This window comes from Sphingobium xenophagum NBRC 107872 (genome assembly GCF_000367345.1).
GTDB classification, from domain to species: domain Bacteria; phylum Pseudomonadota; class Alphaproteobacteria; order Sphingomonadales; family Sphingomonadaceae; genus Sphingobium; species Sphingobium xenophagum.
In genome coordinates, this window is the sequence record NZ_BARE01000011.1 from 24,135 (window position 1) to 45,690 (window position 21,556).

The 21,556-nt window shown below is 59.8% G+C and carries 13 protein-coding genes; 4 read left to right on the top strand and 9 right to left on the bottom strand.

Annotated elements, in window-relative coordinates; all coding sequences use genetic code 11:
• Window positions 1–42: 42 nt before the first annotated feature.
• The 6 genes from SX1_RS05955 to SX1_RS05980 all read right to left on the bottom strand — a co-directional run bounded on the left by SX1_RS05955 (window position 43) and on the right by SX1_RS05980 (window position 12,744).
• Window positions 43–2,820: a TonB-dependent receptor gene (locus tag SX1_RS05955; RefSeq protein ID WP_017181296.1), complete on the bottom strand. Its 2,778-nt coding sequence runs from the start codon at window positions 2,818–2,820 to the stop codon at window positions 43–45.
• A gap of 273 nt (window positions 2,821–3,093) precedes the next feature.
• On the bottom strand, window positions 3,094–4,299 hold the full coding sequence (locus SX1_RS05960; RefSeq protein WP_019052314.1) for a Ca2+-dependent phosphoinositide-specific phospholipase C: 1,206 nt from the start codon (window positions 4,297–4,299) through the stop codon (window positions 3,094–3,096).
• Window positions 4,296–6,230: a glycoside hydrolase domain-containing protein gene (locus SX1_RS05965; protein ID WP_017181294.1), complete on the bottom strand. Its 1,935-nt coding sequence runs from the start codon at window positions 6,228–6,230 to the stop codon at window positions 4,296–4,298. Before SX1_RS05965 ends, SX1_RS05960 begins: the two co-directional genes overlap by 4 nt.
• Window positions 6,227–7,480, bottom strand: a complete 1,254-nt coding sequence (locus SX1_RS05970) for a YdcF family protein (protein ID WP_017181293.1) — start codon at window positions 7,478–7,480, stop codon at window positions 6,227–6,229. Before SX1_RS05970 ends, SX1_RS05965 begins: the two co-directional genes overlap by 4 nt.
• A 10-nt stretch (window positions 7,481–7,490) precedes the next feature.
• Window positions 7,491–10,004 carry a TonB-dependent receptor gene (locus SX1_RS05975; RefSeq protein ID WP_051034277.1) on the bottom strand — a complete coding sequence of 838 codons (2,514 nt, stop codon included), beginning with the start codon at window positions 10,002–10,004 and terminating at the stop codon, window positions 7,491–7,493.
• 340 nt (window positions 10,005–10,344) lie between these two features.
• Complete coding sequence (locus tag SX1_RS05980; RefSeq protein WP_241763571.1) at window positions 10,345–12,744, bottom strand: TonB-dependent receptor; 2,400 nt, start codon at window positions 12,742–12,744, stop codon at window positions 10,345–10,347.
• A 391-nt stretch (window positions 12,745–13,135) separates the two neighbouring features.
• Here SX1_RS05980 and SX1_RS05985 point away from each other — a divergent pair, with 391 nt between their 5' ends.
• Window positions 13,136–14,323: an acyl-CoA dehydrogenase family protein gene (locus SX1_RS05985; RefSeq protein WP_017181290.1), complete on the top strand. Its 1,188-nt coding sequence runs from the start codon at window positions 13,136–13,138 to the stop codon at window positions 14,321–14,323.
• Between the two features lie 65 nt (window positions 14,324–14,388).
• Here the strand turns inward: SX1_RS05985 and SX1_RS05990 are convergent, their stop codons facing one another.
• A complete protein-coding gene (locus tag SX1_RS05990) occupies window positions 14,389–15,339 on the bottom strand; it encodes a LysR family transcriptional regulator (RefSeq protein ID WP_241763570.1) in 951 nt (316 codons plus the stop codon).
• A gap of 209 nt (window positions 15,340–15,548) precedes the next feature.
• Here SX1_RS05990 and SX1_RS05995 point away from each other — a divergent pair, with 209 nt between their 5' ends.
• Window positions 15,549–16,916 carry an aminotransferase gene (locus SX1_RS05995; RefSeq protein WP_017181288.1) on the top strand — a complete coding sequence of 456 codons (1,368 nt, stop codon included), beginning with the start codon at window positions 15,549–15,551 and terminating at the stop codon, window positions 16,914–16,916.
• A 63-nt stretch (window positions 16,917–16,979) separates the two neighbouring features.
• Window positions 16,980–18,164, top strand: coding sequence for an MFS transporter (locus SX1_RS06000; RefSeq protein ID WP_017181287.1), 1,185 nt, complete (start codon window positions 16,980–16,982; stop codon window positions 18,162–18,164).
• 105 nt (window positions 18,165–18,269) lie between these two features.
• On the opposite strand, the gene SX1_RS06005 is transcribed toward SX1_RS06000, so the two are convergent.
• Both SX1_RS06005 and SX1_RS06010 read right to left on the bottom strand, forming a co-directional pair.
• Window positions 18,270–19,073, bottom strand: a complete 804-nt coding sequence (locus SX1_RS06005) for an SDR family NAD(P)-dependent oxidoreductase (protein ID WP_017181286.1) — start codon at window positions 19,071–19,073, stop codon at window positions 18,270–18,272.
• On the bottom strand, window positions 19,070–19,807 hold the full coding sequence (locus SX1_RS06010; protein ID WP_255209707.1) for a 2-keto-4-pentenoate hydratase: 738 nt from the start codon (window positions 19,805–19,807) through the stop codon (window positions 19,070–19,072). Before SX1_RS06010 ends, SX1_RS06005 begins: the two co-directional genes overlap by 4 nt.
• A gap of 229 nt (window positions 19,808–20,036) precedes the next feature.
• Here SX1_RS06010 and SX1_RS06015 point away from each other — a divergent pair, with 229 nt between their 5' ends.
• The gene (locus tag SX1_RS06015; RefSeq protein WP_017181284.1) at window positions 20,037–21,545 is read left to right on the top strand and encodes an aldehyde dehydrogenase family protein; all 1,509 of its coding nucleotides are present in this window, start codon (window positions 20,037–20,039) and stop codon (window positions 21,543–21,545) included.
• Window positions 21,546–21,556 lie beyond the last annotated feature (11 nt).

The following is a 21,556-nucleotide window of genomic DNA, read 5'->3' on the forward strand; positions in this document are numbered from 1 at the left end:
CGGCGCTGCCTGCGTGCAGTCAGGCAGTTTGGCGAAGGGCGATCAGAATTTGTAGGTCAGGCCCAGATAATAGTCGCGGCCATAGCGCTGATAGTCGATGACCTGGCGCGGATCGTCATTCTGATAGGTGACGAACGGCTGGTCGGTCAGATTCTTGCCCTGGAGCAGGATAGACAGGCCAGTGAGCGGACCGGACTGGAATTCATAGCCGATCTGCGCGTCCAAAATCCCTTCCGCCTTGGCGGTGCGGAAGGTCGGGGCTGCCGACAGGCCCGCCACTTCGCCCAGGAAGGAGGAACGGTAGCGATAGCTGACCCGCGCCTGGAACCCGTTTCGTTCGAAATAGGCGGTGCCGCTGGCGACCCATTTGGACAGGCCGGGCAGGGTGACGGTGTCGGTGGGGTTGGAGCCATATTTGACTTCGCTGTGGGTGTAGGAGCCGCTGGCGAACAGGCCGAAGCCATCAAGCGACTCGCTGAACAGCTTGAAGGGGAGCGATGCGGTCCCTTCCACGCCCATGATGGTGCCCCGACCGTTGTTGGCGGGCGCTTTGAGCAGGCCGATCGCGCCGCCATTGGCGATGATTTCGTTGCGGACGTCCACTGGCAATGCCGGAAGGAGCGACGAGAAATCATAGGCGATGCTGTTGTTGGGATCGACGAAATCGGTCAGATTCTTGAAATAGCCCGACAGCGACACATAGCCGCCATTACGGAAATAGCGCTCCACCGACAGGTCGATATTGGTCGACTGATAAGGACGCAAATTGGTGTTGCCGCCGTTTGAACTGAACGGGCTGTTCATGGGGTCTGAACCCAGGCCGATCTTGGACGGATCGAAGCTGAATTCCTGGTTCACGCGCTCCTGATCCAGACGGGGGCGGACCATGGCCTGCGCCGCGCCCAGCTTGACGAAGAAGCCCGGCTCCAGTTCGACCGATATCTGCGCGCTTGGCAGGAAGTCGGTATAGCTGGCCTTGCCCGATGCGGGCACCACCGTGACGACGCCGTTGCTGAAGCTGGAAATGGTGCCGACCGAGCGTTGCCGGGAATGGATCACCTGTACGCCGAAGGCACCCTTGAGCGGCTTGCCGCCCAGTTCGCCGTCCATCGTCATTTTGGCATAGCCGGTGAACACGTCTTCCTTCACGAAATTGTCGCGCACCAGCGATTGCGGGCGATTGTCATACACCGCGTCCAGCACATTGTCGTAGAGATAGAGCGGATTGAGCGTCAGCATCGCCGGGACGCCCAGATAGCCAAGCGAGACGTTGGAGCCGAGCAGCGCTTCGCTGGGGACCGGCGCGGAACCGGGGGTGCCGCCTGCAACGGTGCAATCGGTGCCGCCCGTGGGGCACAGGAAAAAGCTGGTAAAGGCGCTGGTTTTCTTGCGACGGCTATAGTTGCCGCCGATTTCCCAGTTGCTGAACAGGCTGCCTTCGATGTCGCCGTTGAGGTTCATGCGGAGCGAGCGCATGTCGTCTATGAATTTGGGCCGATTGAGGAAACCGGCCTGCACCACGGCGGTCGTGCCATTATAGCCCCAGCCATTGGGATCGGTCAGGCTGATGATCCCGGTGTTGGTATAGTCGATGGTCGGCACGATCTTGAACAGGCCGTTGGACTGGCGGTCGACCCGCACGCTGTCCGGCACGCCCGACCGCAGATAGCCTGTGCCCGAATAGGTTTCGAGCAGGAAGTCGGTGCGCTTGGCGCGCGACCAGCTGGCATCGACGTTCAGGCGAAGCGCGTCGTTCAGGCTGAACTGGTTGTTCCAGCCCAGCGAGATCGTGTCGGCGGTACGCTTGTTATAATCGTTGCGCTGGACGCCATAGACATTGCTGAAGGTCGCACCGGTGACGAAGCCATTGTCGACCGTCACGTCGCTGACGCCCACATCGGCGCCCCAGACGAGCGGGAATTCGATGCCGCGCAGCCGCTGTTCTTCCTCGAAATGCGAATAGAGGACGTCGAAGGTCGAATGGAAATTGTCGCTGGGCTGCCATTCCAGCGTGCCGACCGCGCCATAGCGCTTGAGCAGGTTGGACTGCACATAGGGCTTGGCGCCGCCGATGATCAGGTTGCCGCTGGCGTCGGTGGGATAACCCCAGGCGTTGAAGCGTTCATTCTGCGAGGGGGTTTGCGATGCCGCAAAGCCGATGGCCAGGCCCAGCGTGTCGTCGGCATATTGATCGACATAGGTCGCCGACGCGCGATAGCCATAGCGTTCGCCGTCCGGGTTGAGCTTGTTCATGCCGTTCATCTGGCCGCGCAGCGACACGGCGATGATGCGGTCATTCTTGTCGAGCGGGCGCAGCATCCTGAGGTCGACCGTGCCCGAAATGCCCGCCGCGATCAGCGACGCATCGGTGCTTTTATAGACATTGACGTTCTGGAAGAATTCGGACGGATACTGGTCATATTCCACGCCGCGATTGTCGCCGACCGTCACCTGTTCCCGACCGTTGAGCAGGGTGGTGGAAAAGTCGGGGCCAAGGCCGCGGATCGACAGGCGCTGGTCGCGGCCTTCGAGACGCTGGGCGGTGACGCCGGGCAGGCGGGCCAGCGAGTCCGCGATCGACACGTCGGGCAGCTTGCCGACATCTTCGGCAGTGATGGAGTCGACGATCAGCACCGAATCGCGCTTCATCTTCGCAGCGGAGGCGAGGGAGGCGCGGATGCCGGTGACGACGATGGCCTCGCCAGCTTCGTCGGCTGCGACGGGCGCATCGGCCGTCTGCGCGGATGCGACAGACGCTACGGAAAGCGAAACGCTCGCCATCAAAGCTGCGCGCAGAATGGAACCATGAAATTTGTGCATTGCAGAAACACCCTCCCCAAGACGCCTGTCAGGCGCTTCTTGCCGCTTTCGCGGGTCTGGAGGCGTGATAGCCCTGTGCTGCCCGATCTGCACAGAATCCCACATACGTATTCAGGCGATTTCGCGCGACATCCCCCGCACCCCGGCGGTTCCCCGGCTGAATGGGCGGGCGTTGCGGCAAGGACGGGGAGGGACGAGGCGCCGTTATTTTGTCGGCGGACAGAGAGCGGGCTTGATCAAAGGTCCGCTAGCCAGAGAGGCGGTAGCCAATGCCTATCGTACGCTGCTGCAACGATAGACCAGCCTGTTGCAGCGCCATCCCTGCGCAAAGGGGGCAAGGTGATAGTCGTTGGCGTAGACATTCGGCGCGGTCAGATAATCGGTCGATATGATCTGTGCGCCGCTGGCCAGCGCTGCGTCGCGGCGCTTGCCTGAACCGTCGCGCGCATCAACGGTGTCAATGTCGGCGCGTGTCCGCACCAGATACCCTTTGCGGACAGCATCACCTATTTCAGCGCCGCGCGTCAGCGCATTGTCGAACAGCATGAAGGCCGTGTGCGCCATACCGGCCTGACCCTGGACGAAGGCGGCGCGTCCCTGAAGTGACGGGCGGCCGTCCAGATAGGGTGCGAAGGCTTTGAGATTCATGCCCGGTACGAGAAACAGGAACAGGAATTTGCCACGGGCCTGCCCCAGCGTTGGCCAGCGCTTTGCCAATGCGGCAGCTTCGAGGGTCGGCAAGTCCCCCCGCAGGTCGTCGGGCGTAAACAGCTTGTCGCGGCCAAGGATGCTGCGGATGCTGTCATCCACTTCATCGAACGCCGCCTTGTCGAAGGGCGGAATCTGTGTCGCGCCGGGGATCGCCTTGTCCAGGCCAGACAGCTTGGGCTCCAGCAGCACGAATACAGGGCTGTGGTTCGGAGTGGCGTCCGACCATTGTTTCATCAGTGTCAGGCAGTGGCGAAAGGTCGGGCACTGGCTGCGAAAATCCAGGTCCGCAACGTGCAGCACCTTCATCCCCGGCTTTGCCAATTCATCGCGATAGATTGGCGCGAGATCGGTCACCCCCTGCGCGCGCAACTGGCGATAGGGCAGGGGATCGGCATAGGCGCCACCGGCAGGATCGGGTTGCAGATCGATTTCTATGCTGCGAACGCCGCTGCGCAACTGCGCCTGCAACGGCATCTGCACATAGTCGAGGCTGACCGCCATGTCCGTCAGGCGACCGGGATGTTCATCCAGCATCTGCGCCCGCTGCGCGGGTAGCATCATGTCGTTTATTTTGGCCATGAACGCGGACAGACGTGGCGCCATCAGCGCCATCACGCGCGGATCGGCCGGGATTGCATAGCTGTTGTGCGTGCCGACCACTTGTATGGCGTTGATGGGTACGGCGTCCGCATTCGACGCAGGTTGCGCCACGGCCATTGCTCCACACAGGGTCGCGGCAAGGCCGGCCATCATCGCAAACCGTTTCACTGACCTGTCTCCTGCTGCATCGACCGGACCGGCAAGTCCGCTAAAGCTGTGCCGTTGATCCGAATGTTCCGGCCCATTGGCGTCGTGACGACATAGCGCGGGTCGCCGGGCGTTATCGGATAGAGGCCGAGCATGGCCCACACGTACCAGGCGGACATGGTGCCCGCGTCATCGTCCATGCCGTCGGCAAAACCCTGCGGTGACAAGGCAAAGCTGTGTCCTACCCAAGGCTGTGGCCGCACGCCGGAATTGACGTAGCGATGGGGGACCGACTGGGTGATATAGCGGTGCACCACCCGTTCGGTCGCAGCCTTGTCGCCCGCCCATGCAAAGAGATAGGGCGTATGAATGTCCGGCTGGTTCGTCATGTTGAACAGATTGTCGGCGAAGAAGCGATCCAGTTCAGGCCGGAACCGCGGGCCCAGCGTCTGCGCCAGCCAGGGGAGATCGAACACCGGGGCCCAGCGATATTGGGCCAATGTGCCCTGATATAGCCCCCGCGCCTTCACGATATCAGCATCGTCACCCAGATCCCGAAAGGTGGCCAGCCACATCGGACGATAGCTGAGCGCCCGCGCACGAAACGCCTGCGCGGTGGCGGTTTCGCCCAGGTCCGACGCCAGTTCGGCAATCGCCCAGTCATCATAGGCGGCCTCGATCTGTTCGTCCGGCGTCTTTCGCGCGAGCGTGGCGCTTTCGGCGACCATCCCGGCCAAGGCTGCCTTCGCGTCGAAATCGGTAATGCCCCTGCGTCGGAAATCGAGCAGGGCTATGCCCGCATGCTCGGTGCGCACGGTCAGAAATGGCTCGGTCGGCGTCGCCCAGCGCGCCTTGCCGCTCTGGTAGAGCCTCACCAGCGAGCGTGCGATCTGCGCGGCACGATCGGGATCGATCAGCGCGATCAGGGGCATTTGCGTCCGGTAATTGTCCCAGAGCGCCCAACTGGTATAATGCTGCTGTCCGGGGGAAATCCGTTGGACCATGCCATCGCTGCCGCGGAAGCGCCCGTCAGGGTCTGCGATGGCGACCGGCGACTGCATTACCCGGAACAATGCGGTGTAAAACAGTGCCTGCTGCTTTTGGGAACCACCGATGTGGATGCGGGAAAGTTGCCTGTTCCAGTCGGCCAATATCCGGTCGGCAACGGCCTGAAAGGGGCGGTCGCCCAGTTCGGCTTTACGTACATTGGCTGCGGCTGCCGGATCAACCGAGGAAAGGCCCGTGCGCAGTTCGACAATATCGCCGCTGCGCACCTTCAGCGCCAGTTGCGCATCGTGCGCCGGGTCGCCTTGCCAGATTGCCGTTACCGGATTGCCATTATGGGTCAGACGGGTCGCTGAGTGGAGATGATAGGTGCCTGCGTCACAGACGGTGCCTGCCGAAAAACTGGCCTGTAGATCACCGTCCGGCTGCGCCTGCCAATGGGCGGCGATGCGCCTGGAATAGCCACGATCGAAGGCGATCATGACGTTCACCTGTCCGGATTTCGGCATGGTGAAGCGCAAGGCGCCCGCTCCGCGCGTGGCGGTCATCTCCGCAAGGATGCCCGGACCGTAACTTACGCCATAATAGCCCGCATGGGCGCGCTCACGGCGCTTGTCGATCGGCGCGGAACCAGTGGCGTCATCATAGGCAAGCATGACCTTGACGTCGCCACCCGCCCCGTCACAGCCGACACCGACGCCGCGCGTGTGCGAAAATCCGGTAAGCGTGGTGGCGGCATGGTCATAGCCTGCATGATTGGCAGGCGTCGTGTCAGGGCCAAGCTGGACCATGCCAAAAGGGGCGACGGCCGCCGGGCTGAGTTGCCCATAATCGGCGAGCGTGCCTACGAAGGGATCGACCAGTCGCCCCGGCTCGCGCGCGCCCGCCGTCGCGGCAATTGCGCCATATGCCAGGATTGCCGATAGGGTAGAGACGATGCGGTTCATGGATCGAGCGGGTCGATGGCTTCGACATGGAAGGCCGCCGGGTCCGGCGTGAACATCAGCGTGAACTGATCAGGCCCCGCTGTCAGGCGACCGGGCTGCACGCCCATTTCGGCGAGATTGCGCTGCGCCAGGATGTCGCTGCCGATATATTGGATCGTGCGATGATCCGACACGACCAGCGCTGGCCGGTCGGTCGGAAATTTCGCTGCCAGCAACAGCCGCGCGCAGTTGCGCAAATTGGTGGTGGTATGGCGCGCGTGCGGTTCCATCAATATGCGGTCGGCGGGCAGGCCATATTGCGTGACAAGCAGCCGCTTCATCTCGACCGCTTCGTTGAACGGTGTGCGATTGGGATGAACATTGCCGCCCGACACGATGATGAACGGCGCGACGCCGCGCGCGAACATATCGGCGGCGATGGACAGGCGGATATGCCCCAACACGCCCGTGCGCGATTGCGCATCCTCTGGTCCGTGACCAAAGACCAGCAAAGCGGTATAGGGCTTTCCGCGCCAGTTCATTGCGTCGATGGCGCGGTTCGTTGCGGCATTGTCGCCGCCGAGCAATGGCCGGAAATTGCCCGCGTCGATGCGTTCGTTCATTTGCAGCAGGCCCGTCGCATAACGCAAGGCGGGATCGAAAAACAGGTCGTTGCCCTTGGCCTGCGCAGCGGTGGCGACACCGTGCGCGCTCAAAATGTCGGCCATCTGTGGCGACGCTACAGGAAAGATGGTCGCATCTATGACAGGATAGCGCGGCGCCACACCCTTGGCATAGACAGCGATCACGCGGTTGGTTGCCGCCGCCGTTTCCGCCCATGCCGCAGCCAGCAGATCGGCATCGGACACAGCCGCATATCGCGCAAAACGTCCCGATGGGCGCATCTGCTGCGCGACCAGCGCCTTGCCCAGTTTGGGATCGTCCAACAGGAGCCGCAGGCGGGCCTGCACCAAGGCGATGTCCGCATCGGTCCATAGCCACGCATCGGCCAGACATTGCGGCGATGGCGTGCATGTGCCTGTGGGAATGCGTGCCGCGCGATCGGCCATCAGCGTTTGCAGAACATTGTCGTCCCGCAATGCCTGGGCCCATCCGTCCGCTGTCCGCAACATGGCGAACAGCGGAAAGACGCGCGTCGACAGCGTGTCGGCGAAGGGTGATGCGTACCCTGCAGGTTCCTGCGCCGCCGCCGTTACCGACGCCAGCGACAGGGCAATCGCCACGAAAGGCCCGAAGGCGCAGGCACGCATCAGGCGCAAATCACCAGCTCCGGCTAAGGATGAAGCGGAAGTTGCGGCCGAACACCGGACGACCATAGATCGCATCGCTTGCACCTTGCCCGGCAAGCTGGTCCGTGCGGGGATTGCCTTCGGTCAATCCCTTGGCGTTGCTCAGATTGTCGCCCACCACCTGGAAGCGCCATTTGCCGTAGGTCATGGCCGCGCTGGCGCCGAAGGTCTGATAGGCGGGCAGCGCGGTCAGATTGAAAAGGTCGACATAACGGCGACCGACCCATTCATAACGCCCCGCGATCTGCAATTCGCCTTCGCCAACCGGGAAGGTGAATGCCGGGCGCACATTGCCGAAGAATTTGGGCTCGCGGATGATCTGATTGCCGTTGACTGCGCTGGGATCGGCACCGGACGAGTTTTGCAGGTTGCGATATTGCGCATCGGAATAGGTGATCGAACCCGCCAGTTCGAACCAGCGGACAGGCGCAATCTTGCCATCGATTTCCACCCCCTTCACGACAGCTTCCCCGATGAAGGGCACGGACTGGTCGTTGCGGCCGGTCGCCGGGTTGAAGGCGATGAACGAGGCGTTGAACGGGTTAAATTTGGTGTAAAATCCCGTCACATAGACATAGGCCGGGCCGTAGCTTGCCTTGACGCCCAGTTCATACTGCCGCGCCTTGGTCTTGATGATGGTCGGCGCCGGGGTGGATACGACGCCCATCTGCGGGGGCACTTCCAGATTGGAGACGCGGCCATAGGCGCCCAGATTGCCGTTCAAATCGTAATTGGCGCCCAATGTCCAGTTGGTCGCCGAAGGCTTGAGCGTCCGGGTTACGATCGCACCCGTGAAGGCGCGGGTGTTATTGTCGGCTATCGTGGTGGGATCGCCCAGATTGGCGCTGGTCGACAGCAGCGAATAGCCATCATAATCGTACCATTCCTTGCGGATGCCGCCGTCTATCTTCAACCCGTCGGTGACGTCCCAGGTGTCGTTTGCGTAGATCGCGATCATCTTCGCATCGGCCTTGCCCTGGTTGAGCGTGGTCGTGTAGCGCAAAACCCCATTTTGCGTGACCGAGCCAAGCACAGCGCCCGTGGCCGAATAAGCGACAAGATCGAGCGTGCGTGGCCGGCTCCTCACTTCGATCAGCATGTCCTGATAGGCCTGGAACAGCGTGTTGCCGTAGAATGACCCATAGGTGCCGACGCGCACGTCGTGCGTGCCAAAGCCGGTTTCGAATTGGCGGGTCACGCTCAGATCAGCCTGTCCCGAATAGAATTTGGATTCCGAAACGCGATACTGGCCGGACATGACCAGTCCGGAAGCGGCATAGGGATCATAGACCGTCGCGCCGTTCGTACCGGCAATCGCATAGCCCAGCCGCGCCACGTCAGCACCGAAGGCCGTGCGTGCGGCGGCCAGATTGCTGGCGATGAAGGCATTGCCATCGACCGGGTTGGTGGTCGAATAGAAGGCGTCGAAGCTGTTCTTGCCCTTGGTAAACCCGCCCTTGGCGGATACGATCCAACCGTCGAAATCGCCTTCATATTGAATGCCGGCGTTGAAGAAGCGGATATGGCGGCCATCGGCCAGATCGCGCGTCATGCTCTGGGTCACGCCTGCGCCATCGCGATATTTGAAGTTCACGTTGCGCAGCGACGGCGAGTTCATCGTGCCGGTGTGATAGTCGATGTAAGGATCGAGCGAGACGGAGGGATTGCGCGGATCGGCGATCGGGATCGGCAGATAGAACAGGTTGTGATCGTTCGTATACTGCATCGTCACCTTGACGAAGCCATTATCCAGATCATGCTTCAGATTGGCGCGGATCTGGCCACCCTTGTCGTTGGGAAAGCCGGCGTCGCGATAGCCATCATGCTGGCGCAGGAAGCCGCCAATTGCGTAATAGCTGCTATCGCTGATGGGACCAGACTGCATGGCGTCGAGCCGATAGAGGCCGGTATCGCCCAGCGTGATCTGCGCCTTGCCACGCGATTCCGGGCCGCCGGTTACCGTGATGTTATTTGCAATGGCGGCGGCGCTGCTCGCGTAGATCGGCGCTGGACCACCGCGGACGATTTCGACCCGCTCGGTCATCAGATCATAGCGGTTCATGCCGTCGCCGGAGTTGAAGAACACGCCGTCGATCTCATGATAGAGCGGCAGCCCGTCCTGCTGGAAGATCAGATAGCCGCGATCGGTCGGGATGCCGCGTACGCGGGTGATGTTCTGCACCTCGCCGCCCGTCGCTTCCACCTGAATACCCGGAACCGTGCCGAGCAGATCGGCGAAATTCTTGGGCGCGATCTTCTGGATTTCGCCCTCGCTGAGCGAATTGACAGCATAGGACACGTCAAAGCGGCGTTGGGCGCGCGCGCTGCCGGTCACGACGATGTCCGATTCGGCATCTTCGTCCGCACCGGCAGCAACGGCTGGCGCGGCTTCCTGCGCGGCGGCAGCGCCGGATAGCGACAGCGCCAGTACGCTGAGCGACGTGATCAAAATGGCGGCTTTGGACGTGTGAACTGTAGGTTGCATTGAGCGACTCCCCCGCTTGGATGACGGGCGGTTAGGGGCGCTTCGCGACACAGCCATGACAGTTTGGCCGGCCGACGTCGGAAAGGGTGAGGATGGTTCGTAAAAAAATTTGACGCGCCTTGGCGCGTCATGCCTGGCCCCGATCAGGTCCGCGCCTTGGCGGCCAACCTGCTCTGCTGCCCCTCTCGATCACTCGAATTGTCGGATACAACCAACAGATTTGAAACGATAATGTTGTCGTCGAGAGCGTTATCGCGTTGCTTGAGATGGAGGCTATCTGGTTGCGGTCAGGAGGAAATGGCCCCGGAGCCATGCAGCTCCGGGGTTGGGCACCGGCTGCTTATCGTGCGCCAAAAGGTATGCGCAGGGTCGCACCATATGTGGCCGGGGGCGCATAGATGGAGGTGACGCCCAGAATGCCGAGGTTGAGGGCATAGGCGCGATAGGCCTTGTCGAACACATTGCGTCCCCATGCGGTGAGCGACATGCCCGTGCCTTCGTGCCGATAGGTCAGGGACGCGTTGGTGACATTATAGGCCTTCTGCTGCGAACCCAGGCCGTTGGTCACTTCCAGATATTGATCGTCATACCATACGCCGTCGATCTGCGCGGCGATGTTGCCGCCCAGAACGTCATGGTTGTAGCGCAGCAGATAGTTGACGCTGAAGCGCGGGGCGTTTGGAAATTGTGCGCCTTTAATGGTCTTTTGCGGGAAATCGCAGCGGAACAGGCCGCCCAGATTGGTGCAATATTGACTGTCAGGCGCTCCCGGAAAAAACTCCGGTCCAAACTGGACGTCGGTCGCCGGTATGCTGTCGACCGACGATGTTTCCCATGTGCCGCCCAACACAACATCGAAATTTTTCGACGGGGACCAGAAGGCTTCCAGCTCTGCGCCCGTCGCATGGGCATTGCTGTTGAAAACATGGGGTACGCCGCCGGCAAGGGAAAAAGCCTGATAATCATCGTAGATATAATGGAATAGGGTGCCGTTGAGGCGCAGCGATCGCCCTAGCAGGGATGTTTTGAATCCTGCTTCGAAGCTGTTGAGCGTTTCAGGCCGGTGCTGGAAATCAGCGGCTGCGATATTGGATGAAAGCGACCAGTTGCCGCCCTTGATACCCCGGTTCCAGGATGCGAACAGCAGCGTGTCTGGAGTGGCCTGAAAATTGAGGGACGCGCGGGCTGCCCAATCGCCATATTTTTCACGATTGACGCCAGGTACGACGGCCGCCAGATCCTTGTCGGTGAACAGCACGACGGGGTTGGGTTGCGGCGCGTAGGTGGGATCGCTCAGGATGTTAACATAGGCGATGGATTTATTATCTTTCGAATATCGGCCACCCAATGTCAGTGACAATCGATCCGTCAGCGTGATGTCGCCCTGAGCGAATAGCGACCAGTTTTTCGACCTGATCTTGTAAAATTGATCGACGGTCGGGACGGAGAAACCGCCATTTCCCGACACTGCCAGATCGTAGATCGGCGCGCCGGTGACGCCGTGAACGCCGTCATAGAACATGTTGAGATAATAGGCGCCAAGCTGCCATTTCAGACGGTCTGTCTCGCCCGCAAACCGCAGTTCCTGCGAAAACTGGTGAAAGTTGATCGAGGTATCGACGTTGACGATAAGGAAGGGCAGCGCATCGCCATCTTCTGCATAGGTTTTGTCCATCTCCAGATAATTTGTGATGGATGTCAGCTTGGCCGCGCCAAGATCCCAGTTCAGTTCGGCCTGGTAGCTGTTCATCACCCGGTCGAGCCTGCCTTTGCGCTCGCCGAAATGAACCCATGGCGATGCTGCTTCGCCAGTGACACCGTTGATCACGCCATTCTGATCGTCGCTCAGGCCCGCCGCATTGGTGTTGCAATAGCCATTGTCGAGATAGACGCAGTTTTCAAACACATAGCCGCCGGTCGCGACATTATTGTCTTCGGAATGCTTGTACCAGAGGCTGAGCGTTGCATCGGGTGAAAAGTCCGCCTGGATATTGAGGCGCGCCGCCCATCCGTTTTTGCCGCCCAGATCCTGTCCGCTGCCTGGCGCGATCAGCGAACCATCGGGCGCCAGCGTGTCGCGGGACTTGATATAGCCATCGGCCTTTTCCATGCGGGCGGCGGCGCGGAAGCGCAGCCCCGGCGTGAGTTGCCCGCCGACGGCGCCTTCCAGAGACTTGCTGTCAAATCGGCCATATTCGCCCTGAACATAACCGTTCAATTCGTCACGACTGGCATCTTCGCTGAGATAATGGATCAACCCGCCAGTGGCATTGCGACCGAACAACGTACCCTGCGGTCCGCGCAGGACCTCCACACGCTTAATGTCGAACAACTGGCCCGAAATCGCGTTCATCGATGCGATGTAGGCATTGTCCTGATAGACAGCGACCGGCGCTTCCAGATTATCGGTAAAATTGCTCTGCGATATGCCGCGCAGGCTGAAGATGGTCAGGTTCGGCGACCAGGCATTGACGCGCAAAGAGGGGATTTGCTGCGTGATCTGCGTCGTTTCGGTGATGCCCAGGCGGTTGATCTGTTCGCCGGTAAAGGCGCTGACCGAAATGGGAACTTTCTGCAGACTTTCACTGCGCTTGTTGGCGGTGACGACGATTTCGCCGAACAGTGCCGGCTGCGCGCCGTCATCAGTGGTTTCCTGAGCGCTAACCAGAACCGGAACGGTCAACGCCGAGCACGCCAATATCAACGAAACGCACCGCGCGGCGCGTGTCTTATTCTGCATGATCACTCACTCCCTAGATTTTTTTGTCCCCACAGCACTGCGAACAGGCAAGCTGCAAAACGAGCCGTCGTGACGCGGCAATATAAATTTACAGCAGGCGGTATTATGCTTTCATTGTTCCTAAATGGAAACAATTAATTGATCGATGGAGCCGGTTTTTCTGATTTGAGCGCTGTCAGGCAGATGAGAATGTAACATACTGAATATAGACATTAAATAATCAATCATGGACGCGCTTCATGTTGCCATCACGCAACAATCGCGAGAATTATAGCCGATTGTCAATTGAGATCGCCATGAGGTACATTGGATCAATCGTCGCAGTGATTCGCTGCCCGAAAAGGAGAGCAACGTGCCTCAGGTCCTGAAAGCCGCAAACGGATTATCGCAAATGCACCCTCTGGAAACCAGCATCACCCCGGACGCCATTGTAGAGCGCGCCCGTGCGCTCGTTCCGATCTTGCAGGAGCGTGAGGCACAGGCGATCACCAACAGGCAGGTGCCGGCGGAAACCATCGCTGCGTTTCAGGAGGCCGGCTTTTTCAAGATATTACAGCCCAAACGCTATGGCGGCTATGAAATGTCACCGGCTGTCTATTGCGAGGTGGCAAAGACGCTGGCGGAGGGCTGCATGGGCAGCGCGTGGGTCTATGGCGTCGTCGCCGTTCACAACTGGCAGCTCGCCCTGTTCGATCCACAGGCCGCAGAAGATGTCTGGGGCCAGGACCAAAGCGTGCTGATCAGTTCATCCTATATGCCAACGGGGCAGGCCAGGAAGGTGGATGGTGGATATCGGTTCAGCGGTCGCTGGGCATTTTCGAGCGGGTCGGCGCATTGTTCATGGGTGATATTGGGCGCGAACATGGTTGCAGAAGGGGGGGATGGTAAAGCCGAACCCTATAATTTCCTGCTGCCGCGCAGCGACTATACTATCGTCGATACCTGGAATGTGATGGGCCTGTGCCCGACCGGAAGCAACGATATCGTTGTGGATGACGTGTTCGTCCCGGAGCATCGCGTCCTGCGCGAACGCGACATGTTCAATCTGGATTGTCCCGGACACGCGCTCAACAGCGAAGCGCTCTATGCGATTCCGTTTGCGCAGCTTTTCAACCGGACGGTTTCGACCACGTCCATAGGTTCGCTGCGACGGGCATTGAATGTGTTTGTGGAAACGACGCGCAAGAAGCGCACGACTTATACCGGATTGAGCGTGGCGAGCGATCCGACGATCCAGAAGGCGGTCGCGGACGTGAAGCTCATATTGAGCGATCTTGAGCTGCGGCTCGCGGCGGATCTGGCGGAGTTGGAAGCCAGGGCGGTAAGTGGCGACTGGCCGATCGAGCGCCGCGCGGAATTGGGCCATAGCACCACCGCCATGGTTTCGCGCTGCGTCGAAGCAATCGACAAGCTGATGCTGTTTTCGGGAGGAAAGGCGATCTATTCTGGCAATGTCGTCCAGCGCGCTTTCCTCGATATTCACTGCGCCCGCGCGCATGTCGCCAACAATCCCTATCCCTATGCGCGCAATGTCGGCGGCCTTGCGTTCGGTTTCGACAATGATTGCATGGATTTGTGATCGGATCAGATCAACCCCGGCTTATCCTGGCCCTGCGAGGGGCCGGATACCGAGCTGAAGTGGCGTCAGGATTTCAGGTCGTGCGCGAGTGCCAGCAGGGGGGCTGAAGCGTCCGGCTTGTCAGGCCGCATATTTTCACGAACGAAATCGACGAACGCCCTGACCTTGGAAAGGGCGAAATTGCCGCGCGGGAAGATGATATGAAGCGGGATGCTTTCGCTGACCACATCGGTCAGGAGCGGTTCCAGCCGGTTCGCCGCGATGTCTTCTTCCACCAGGAAGCGAGGCAGGTAGCTGATGCCGAGACCTTGAAGCGCGGCCTCGCGCGCCATGCGAACCGAATTGCTGGTCAGCGGGCCGCGATTGACGGTAACCGAAACATCATCGGAAAGTCGCCATTCGCCCACTTTCGAGAGATGGGTTTCAATGATGAAAGTGTGATCCTTCAGATCATGCGGCGTATGCGGCTTGCCGGTCTTGGCGAGATAGGCCGGCGCTGCGATCAAAGCCATCGGATAATCCCGAAGCAGCACATATTCAAAGCTGGAGTCAGGTGGATCGCCCATCCAGAAGGCCACGTCGAAACGACCTTTGAGCATTCCGACATGGCTGTCCGACAAGTTGAGGAACAGGCGTACGTCGGGATAGGTTTGCAGGAATCTGGGTATTATCGCCGTCAGGTCGAACAGCGAGGAAACGACGGGCGCATTGACCTTGAGATCGCCGCGAGGCTTTGACACCATCCCGGTGATGATCTGATTTGCCTCGTTCACCTCATCGACAATTCTGGCGCAGCGCGCATACATTTCGCGTCCGGCAGGGGTCAGCGAAACGGAACGCGTCGTCCGTTCCAGCAGGCGCACGCCAATGCTTTGTTCGAGTTTGGCGATTTGGCGGCTGACGGCGGCCTTTGAATAGCCCAGCAAATTGGCGGCGTTCGAAAACCCCCCTGTGCTTACAACGGCGGCGAACGAGATCATCGCCATCACGTTACCTAGGTCCGGTCTTTCTTCCATGCCTCTCCCTCTTTCATAGAGCCAGATTAGTCAATCGGATTGCTGAAATAGGGCGAAAGCTAAAGGCGCGCTTGTTCGTAATTGTTGCGATTATGCAAAAATAATATTGTTTTGATATTCACTGTTGCGTATGCAGATGCCCATGCACGAGTGTGCGCCCACTTGAATTGCATGGCGGCGATTCGTGTTGTGGTGATCGACGGAGATTTATGATGTTTGAGAAGCTTTCCCAATCCTCGCAGCGTGACGTGAGCAGCCAGTTTCATCCGTTCACATCGATCAACGATCTGAAGGCTGAAGGCACGATGATGATGGAATCGGGCTCCGGCGTGCGGGTTCGGGACATTCACGGCAAGGAATATCTTGATGGGATGGCCGGCCTTTGGTGCGTGAACCTTGGCTATGGGCGCAAGGAAATCTCCGAGGCGATTGCACGTCAAAGCGAGAAGCTTTCGTTTTTCCACACCTTCAACGGCATGAGCACGGATGTTGTGGGCGAATGCGCGGAGGCGCTGCTGGCGCGCGCGCCGGTGCCCATGTCTCGCATCTTCTTCGGTACGTCGGGAAGCGATGCGAACGAAACGCAGCTCAAGATCATCTGGGTTTACAACAATTTGCGCGGGAAGCCTGAAAAGAAGAAGGTCATTGCGCGCTGGAATGCCTATCATGGCTCCGGCGTCGCCACGGCCAGCCTGACCGGCCTGCCGGGCATGCATAATCTGTTCGATTTGCCCAAGGGGCCGATCCTGCATGTCAGCGCCCCCTATTATTACCGAAAGGCGCCTGACGGCATGTCCGAGCGGGAATTTTCCCGCCAGCTCGCCAAGGAACTGGAAGATGTGATCGAGCGGGAAGGCGCGCATACCATCGCCGCATTTTTCGCAGAGGCCGTAATGGGCGCTGGTGGTCTCATTCCGCCGCCCGAAGGCTATTTTGAAGAGATCATGCCGATCCTCAAGAAGAATGACATTCTGCTGGTCGCGGACGAAGTGGTTTCGGGCTTTGGTCGTCTGGGCACCTATTGGGGCAGCCAGACATATGGATATGAACCCGACCTCATTACCTCCGCCAAGGGGGTGACGTCAGGCTATTTCCCCATGTCGGCCGTGTTCATTTCTCCCAAGGTTTGGGACGTTCTGGACTCCGGCGCGGACAAGATCGGCGTATTTGGCCATGGTTACACCTATTCGGCCCATCCTGTCGGCGCGGCGGCCGCGCTGGCCGCGCTCAAGCTGATCGATGAGCTCAAGGTGGTTGAAAATGTAGCCGATGTTGGCCCCTACATGATGCAGGGCTTGCGCGACCGGTTGGGCCAGCATCCCCATGTCGGCGATATTCGGGGCCAGGGCCTGATGCTGGGCATCGAACTGATGCAGGACCGTGAGACAAAGCAAATCCTGCCGCCGGAAAATCGCACCGGGCGTCAGGTTCTCAAAGCGGCGGCGCAACGGGGGCTGATCACCCGCGCATTGGGCGACACGCTTGTCTTCGCCCCGCCGCTCGTACTCACGCGTGCGGAAGCCGACGAGATCGTCGACAAATTCGCGCTGGCCGTCGACGATGTTTTGAAAGCCTGATCGCATAACGGCCGTCCAGACTTTCTGGGCGGCCCGTTCACTAAACCTTGGGAATGGGGCGACATGGAGCTTAACACGGCGATTTCGGGCCTGGGCGCTGCGGAACAAGGCGCGGAACGCCTGACCAGAGGCGGACTGATTTCTGCAATATTGCTTGGGCTGGTCGGCGCGGTCGTGATTTTCGTGACGCCCGGTTTCCTGGCGGTAATAGCGCAGAAAACCGGGTTTAACGACGACCAGCTGGGTTATCTGGCGGCCTGGGACATCAACGCCATGGGCGTGACGATCGGCCTCAGCACATTTGCTTTGTCCAGAGTGCCCTGGCGTGTGGCCGTAGGTCTTGGCCTGGCGCTCATAATAAGCGGAAATATTTTAACGGCAGCCGTTGTCAGTTTTCCGGCCATGGCCGCCGCGCGGGTCGTGGCCGGGGCAGGGGAAGGAATTGCGATAGGCTTTGCCTTTGCAGCTTTGGGCCGCGCGAAAAATCCGGATCGGGCGTTTGCCATATATCTGGTGACCGGCGCCGCATTGAGCTCGCTGTTTCTCTACTTTCTTCCCGCGTTGATGGCGATGTTCGCGCCAAGCACCATTTTCATCGCCAATGCAGGGCTTACGGCTCTCGTGCTGCTCTCGCTACGGGCCTTTCCCGACGGCAGCAAGGATGAGCCGGACATATTCGCGGCGGGCGGCGGCAAGCTGGACCTGCGGGTGGCATCCGGCGCGCTTGTCGGCGTGTTTCTGCTCTTCTTCGCCATGGGCGGGGTGTGGAGCTATGCCGAGCGCATCGGCCAGTTGAGCCGTTTGACGGACAACGCCATTGCCAGCGGGCTGTCCATTGGAACCATGGCGGGCGTCGTCGGGGCAGGGCTGGCAGGTGTCCTGCCGCGCCGCTGGGGACGGAGCTGGCCGTTGATATTCAGCGGGTTGATCGGCACCATCAGCTTTCTGTTGTTCCGCGACCAGGTTTCGAGCACGGCCTATATCCTGGCCTGTGCGATGATGTTGTTCAGCTGGAATTTCGCGCAGCCGCTTTTGTCAGGAATATGCTCGGAAGCCTGCAAACGCGGACGCGTGGTGTGCGCAATGGCGTCGATCCAGACATTTGGCACGGGGCTGGGCCCCGCTGCTGCGGCGGCTAGCCTGATCACGGGATCTTTTGCGGTCATGATCTATGCCGCAAGTCTCATATTGGCGCTCAGCATCATTGTCACAATTTCGACTGCACAATGGGGACGCAGCCCCGCATGAGGGAGATGGCGGGCATATAGTCCCGCATAACGACGCGCCGATGCGTTGCGATCATCGTCCGACGGTTGAAAACGGGCTGCCCCTCTCAGGGCAGCCCATTGCCGTTTAGAGGAATATGGCGCGCGACAGGCCGCCGTCGACGGCGATCGATTCGCCCGTGATCCCGCTGCCCAGATTGGAGCACAGGAACACGATCGGATCGGCTACTTCTTCCACTTCGAGCATGCGTTTCAGCGCGGCCGGATCACCGGCTTCGCGCGCGACGATCGCATCGACCGTGGTGCCTTCCTCGGCCGCCATTTCGGCGAACCATTCCTCGATATGTTCGGTCCGGGTGACGCCGGGGTGAATGATGTTCACCGTGATGCCATCCTTGCCCACTTCGTCCGACAGCGTCTTTGTGAAATGGACGAGCGCTGTATTGCGCATGCCCGACAGCGCTTCGGTGCAGCGCGCGGTCAACCCGCCAACATTGACGATCCGTCCCCAGCCAGCCTTGCGCATGTAAGGGACGCACGCCTTTGCCGTGCGGAAATAGCCGAACAATTTTGTATTGAGGTCCAGCATGAGCGCATCTTCGTCCGCTTCCTCAATGGCATTGCGCACCAGTCCGCCCGGCGCTGCGGCGCAATTCACCAATATGTGAACGGCACCGAATTTTTCCACTGCGATATCGACAAGCGCCTGAACCGATTCCTTGGACGTGGTGTCGGTTGGAACCGCGATGATCTCGCCACCTGTTTCGTCACGCAATTGCTGCGCTGCCGCTTCAAGCTTCGAAGCGGTACGCGCAGCGATCACTACCTTGACGCCGGCAAGCGCCAGCTTGCGCGCCGTTTCCTTGCCAATGCCAACGCCACCCCCTGTGATGACGGCAACCTTGCCTTCAATACCAAGTTTCAAATTCATAACGACTGGTCCTTCTCGTCTGACGGAATGAGGGAGATACGGGCCGCAGGTGCGCCGTCGAAGCTGACGCTTATAGTGTCTCCTGCGAAAATCTCGGTCGCGCCGGTCGTGGTGCCCGATGCGATCAACTGTTCTTTCTTCAAATTGTCATTTTCGTTTTCGCGCAACCAGTTGGCCAGCCAGACGACAGCATCAAGCGGGTTGCCCAAAACTCTTGCGGTCGAGCCTTCGACAGGCGCCTCGTCATTGCGGCTGAGCTTGGCTGGCATATCGGCAAACCTGTCTTCCCACTGCGACGACAGTTTGCCGCCGAGCACAAGGCCGTAGGCATTGACATTGTCGGCGATCAGCAGGGGCAGCGATTGGTGATCGTCGGTAAAACGGGAAAAGACGATCTCGATGCCGGTATAAATCCCCTTGAGCGCCGCGCAGATGTCGGCCCGTGTATAGGGCCTGTCCACCACCGGCAGATCGCTGCCCATTTCGAACACCAGTTCTGCCTCCGCATATATTTCCGGCACGACCGCGAAAATCTGGCTGCGGTCCGAAAATATCGCGCTGGCCGGAAGGCGACCCACGGTTGGCTCGGCAGCGCCGAACGCGTCCTGCGGGGCCTTGCCGGTCAGGCCCAGTTTCCACACCATGATGGGTTGACCAGTCCGGGCGTGGATTCTGCGCTGAATGGCATACGCCTCGTCAACGCTCGGAAATTGCTGGGGCAGGGGCGTCGACATTCGCCTTTCCCCGGTGGCCGCGAGCAGTGCCCTTTCAAGATCGAAATTGTTGTCCTGCACCATGATTCCTTCGGTCTGAACGTCTTTGGCATTGTCGTGCATATGCAACAAATAATCTGATAAATCTATAATTGTTTACATTGTGTCGATCCGCTATTAGATGGATGGAATCGCTCAGGCGTCAAGGCGCCGCGGGCAGAACAGGTTTCAGCAATTGAGGGTCAAGGCCATGTCAGAACAGTCTACAGCATATGCAAAGGCCGAAGCGCTTCGCTCTGATCTCGGCAAAACGCCCCGCGGGCTGATTATCGATGGGAAATCGGTGCAGGCGCAGTCGGGCAAGACCTTCGCCACCGTAAATCCTGCGACGGGCCAGGAAATTTGCCAGGTGGCAGAAGGTGGCGTAGCCGACGTCGATCTGGCGGTCAAAGCCGCGCGCAAGGCGCTGGTCGATCCCAGCTGGCGCGACATGAGCGCAGTGGATCGCTCCAAATTGCTGAATCGTCTGGCCGATCTGATCGAGCGCGATGCAGCAGAGTTGGCCGTTCTTGAGTGCATGGACAATGGCAAGCCGGCAACGCTGACCCAGGCCGTCGAAATCGAAGGTTCGATCAAGACCTTCCGCTATTATGCCGGTTGGCCGACGAAATTTGGCGGTGAAACGCTGCCGGTATCGCCCCGCAGCGGCGCGAAAATCCTGAATTATACGGTGCGCGAGCCGGTGGGCGTTTGCGGACTGATTGTGCCGTGGAATTATCCCATGTCGATGGCGGCATGGAAAGTGGCCCCGGCGCTGGCAGCAGGTTGTACCGTTATCCTCAAGCCAGCCGAGCAAACCCCGCTGACGGCCCTGCGGCTGGCTGAACTGGCTCTGGAGGCCGGTATTCCTGCTGGCGTTTTCAATGTCATAACCGGCTTTGGCGAAGCGGGTGCGGCACTGGTCGACCATCCAGGCGTGGACAAGGTAGCCTTCACCGGGTCGACCGCTGTCGGCAAGGCGATCGTGCGCGGCTCTACCGTCAATCTCAAGAAGGTCAGTCTCGAACTGGGTGGAAAATCTCCGCAGATCGTCCTGCCTGACGCTGATCTCGATGCCGCCGCGGCATCTGTAGCGGCGGGGATATTCTTCAATCAGGGGCAGACCTGCACCGCAGGTTCGCGGCTGTATGCGCATGCCTCGATCCATGACGATCTTCTGGCACGGGTTGCTGACCATGCGGCGCGGCTCACGATCGGCAATGGTCTGGACCCGAGCGTGAATTTCGGTCCGCTGGTGTCACAGGAGCAATGGGACCAGGTGAGCGGCTATGTCGAAATCGGGAAGAATGAAGGGGCTGAAATCCTGATCGGTGGCGGTCGGCCAAAAGCCCATGGCGAGGGTTTCTTCTTTGAACCCACGATCATGGCAAATGCGGGCCGTGACATGCGCATCGTGCGAGAGGAAATCTTCGGCCCGGTGTTGAGCGCGCTGAGCTGGTCGGACCCCGAAGATCTGGTGGCGCAGGCGAATGATTCCGATTTCGGCCTTTCGGCAGGAATTTGGACGAACGACCTCAAGCAGGCGCACCGCCTAGCCGGAGCGGTCAAGGCCGGGACGGTCTGGATCAACTGTTTCAATCTTGTCGACAATGCCACGCCATTTGGCGGCTTCAAGCAGTCCGGCTGGGGGCGTGAGCATGGTCGCCAGGCGATGGAGCTCTACACCGAGATCAAGAGCATCTGGGTCAATCTGAGCTGAACGGCGTCGGA

Bases quoted from the DNA above. Each gene is read 5' to 3' on its own strand.
- SX1_RS05955 (WP_017181296.1), bottom strand. From the start codon at position 2,820: ATGCACAAATTTCATGGTTCCATTCTGCGCGCAGCTTTGATGGCGAGC.
- SX1_RS05975 (WP_051034277.1), bottom strand. From the start codon at position 10,004: ATGCAACCTACAGTTCACACGTCCAAAGCCGCCATTTTGATCACGTCG.
- SX1_RS05965 (WP_017181294.1), bottom strand. From the start codon at position 6,230: ATGAACCGCATCGTCTCTACCCTATCGGCAATCCTGGCATATGGCGCA.
- SX1_RS06015 (WP_017181284.1), top strand. From the start codon at position 20,037: ATGTCAGAACAGTCTACAGCATATGCAAAGGCCGAAGCGCTTCGCTCT.
- SX1_RS06000 (WP_017181287.1), top strand. From the start codon at position 16,980: ATGGAGCTTAACACGGCGATTTCGGGCCTGGGCGCTGCGGAACAAGGC.
- SX1_RS05980 (WP_241763571.1), bottom strand. From the start codon at position 12,744: ATGCAGAATAAGACACGCGCCGCGCGGTGCGTTTCGTTGATATTGGCG.
- SX1_RS05970 (WP_017181293.1), bottom strand. From the start codon at position 7,480: ATGCGTGCCTGCGCCTTCGGGCCTTTCGTGGCGATTGCCCTGTCGCTG.
- SX1_RS05995 (WP_017181288.1), top strand. From the start codon at position 15,549: ATGATGTTTGAGAAGCTTTCCCAATCCTCGCAGCGTGACGTGAGCAGC.
- SX1_RS06010 (WP_255209707.1), bottom strand. From the start codon at position 19,807: ATGTCGACGCCCCTGCCCCAGCAATTTCCGAGCGTTGACGAGGCGTAT.
- SX1_RS05985 (WP_017181290.1), top strand. From the start codon at position 13,136: ATGCACCCTCTGGAAACCAGCATCACCCCGGACGCCATTGTAGAGCGC.
- SX1_RS05990 (WP_241763570.1), bottom strand. From the start codon at position 15,339: ATGGAAGAAAGACCGGACCTAGGTAACGTGATGGCGATGATCTCGTTC.
- SX1_RS06005 (WP_017181286.1), bottom strand. From the start codon at position 19,073: ATGAATTTGAAACTTGGTATTGAAGGCAAGGTTGCCGTCATCACAGGG.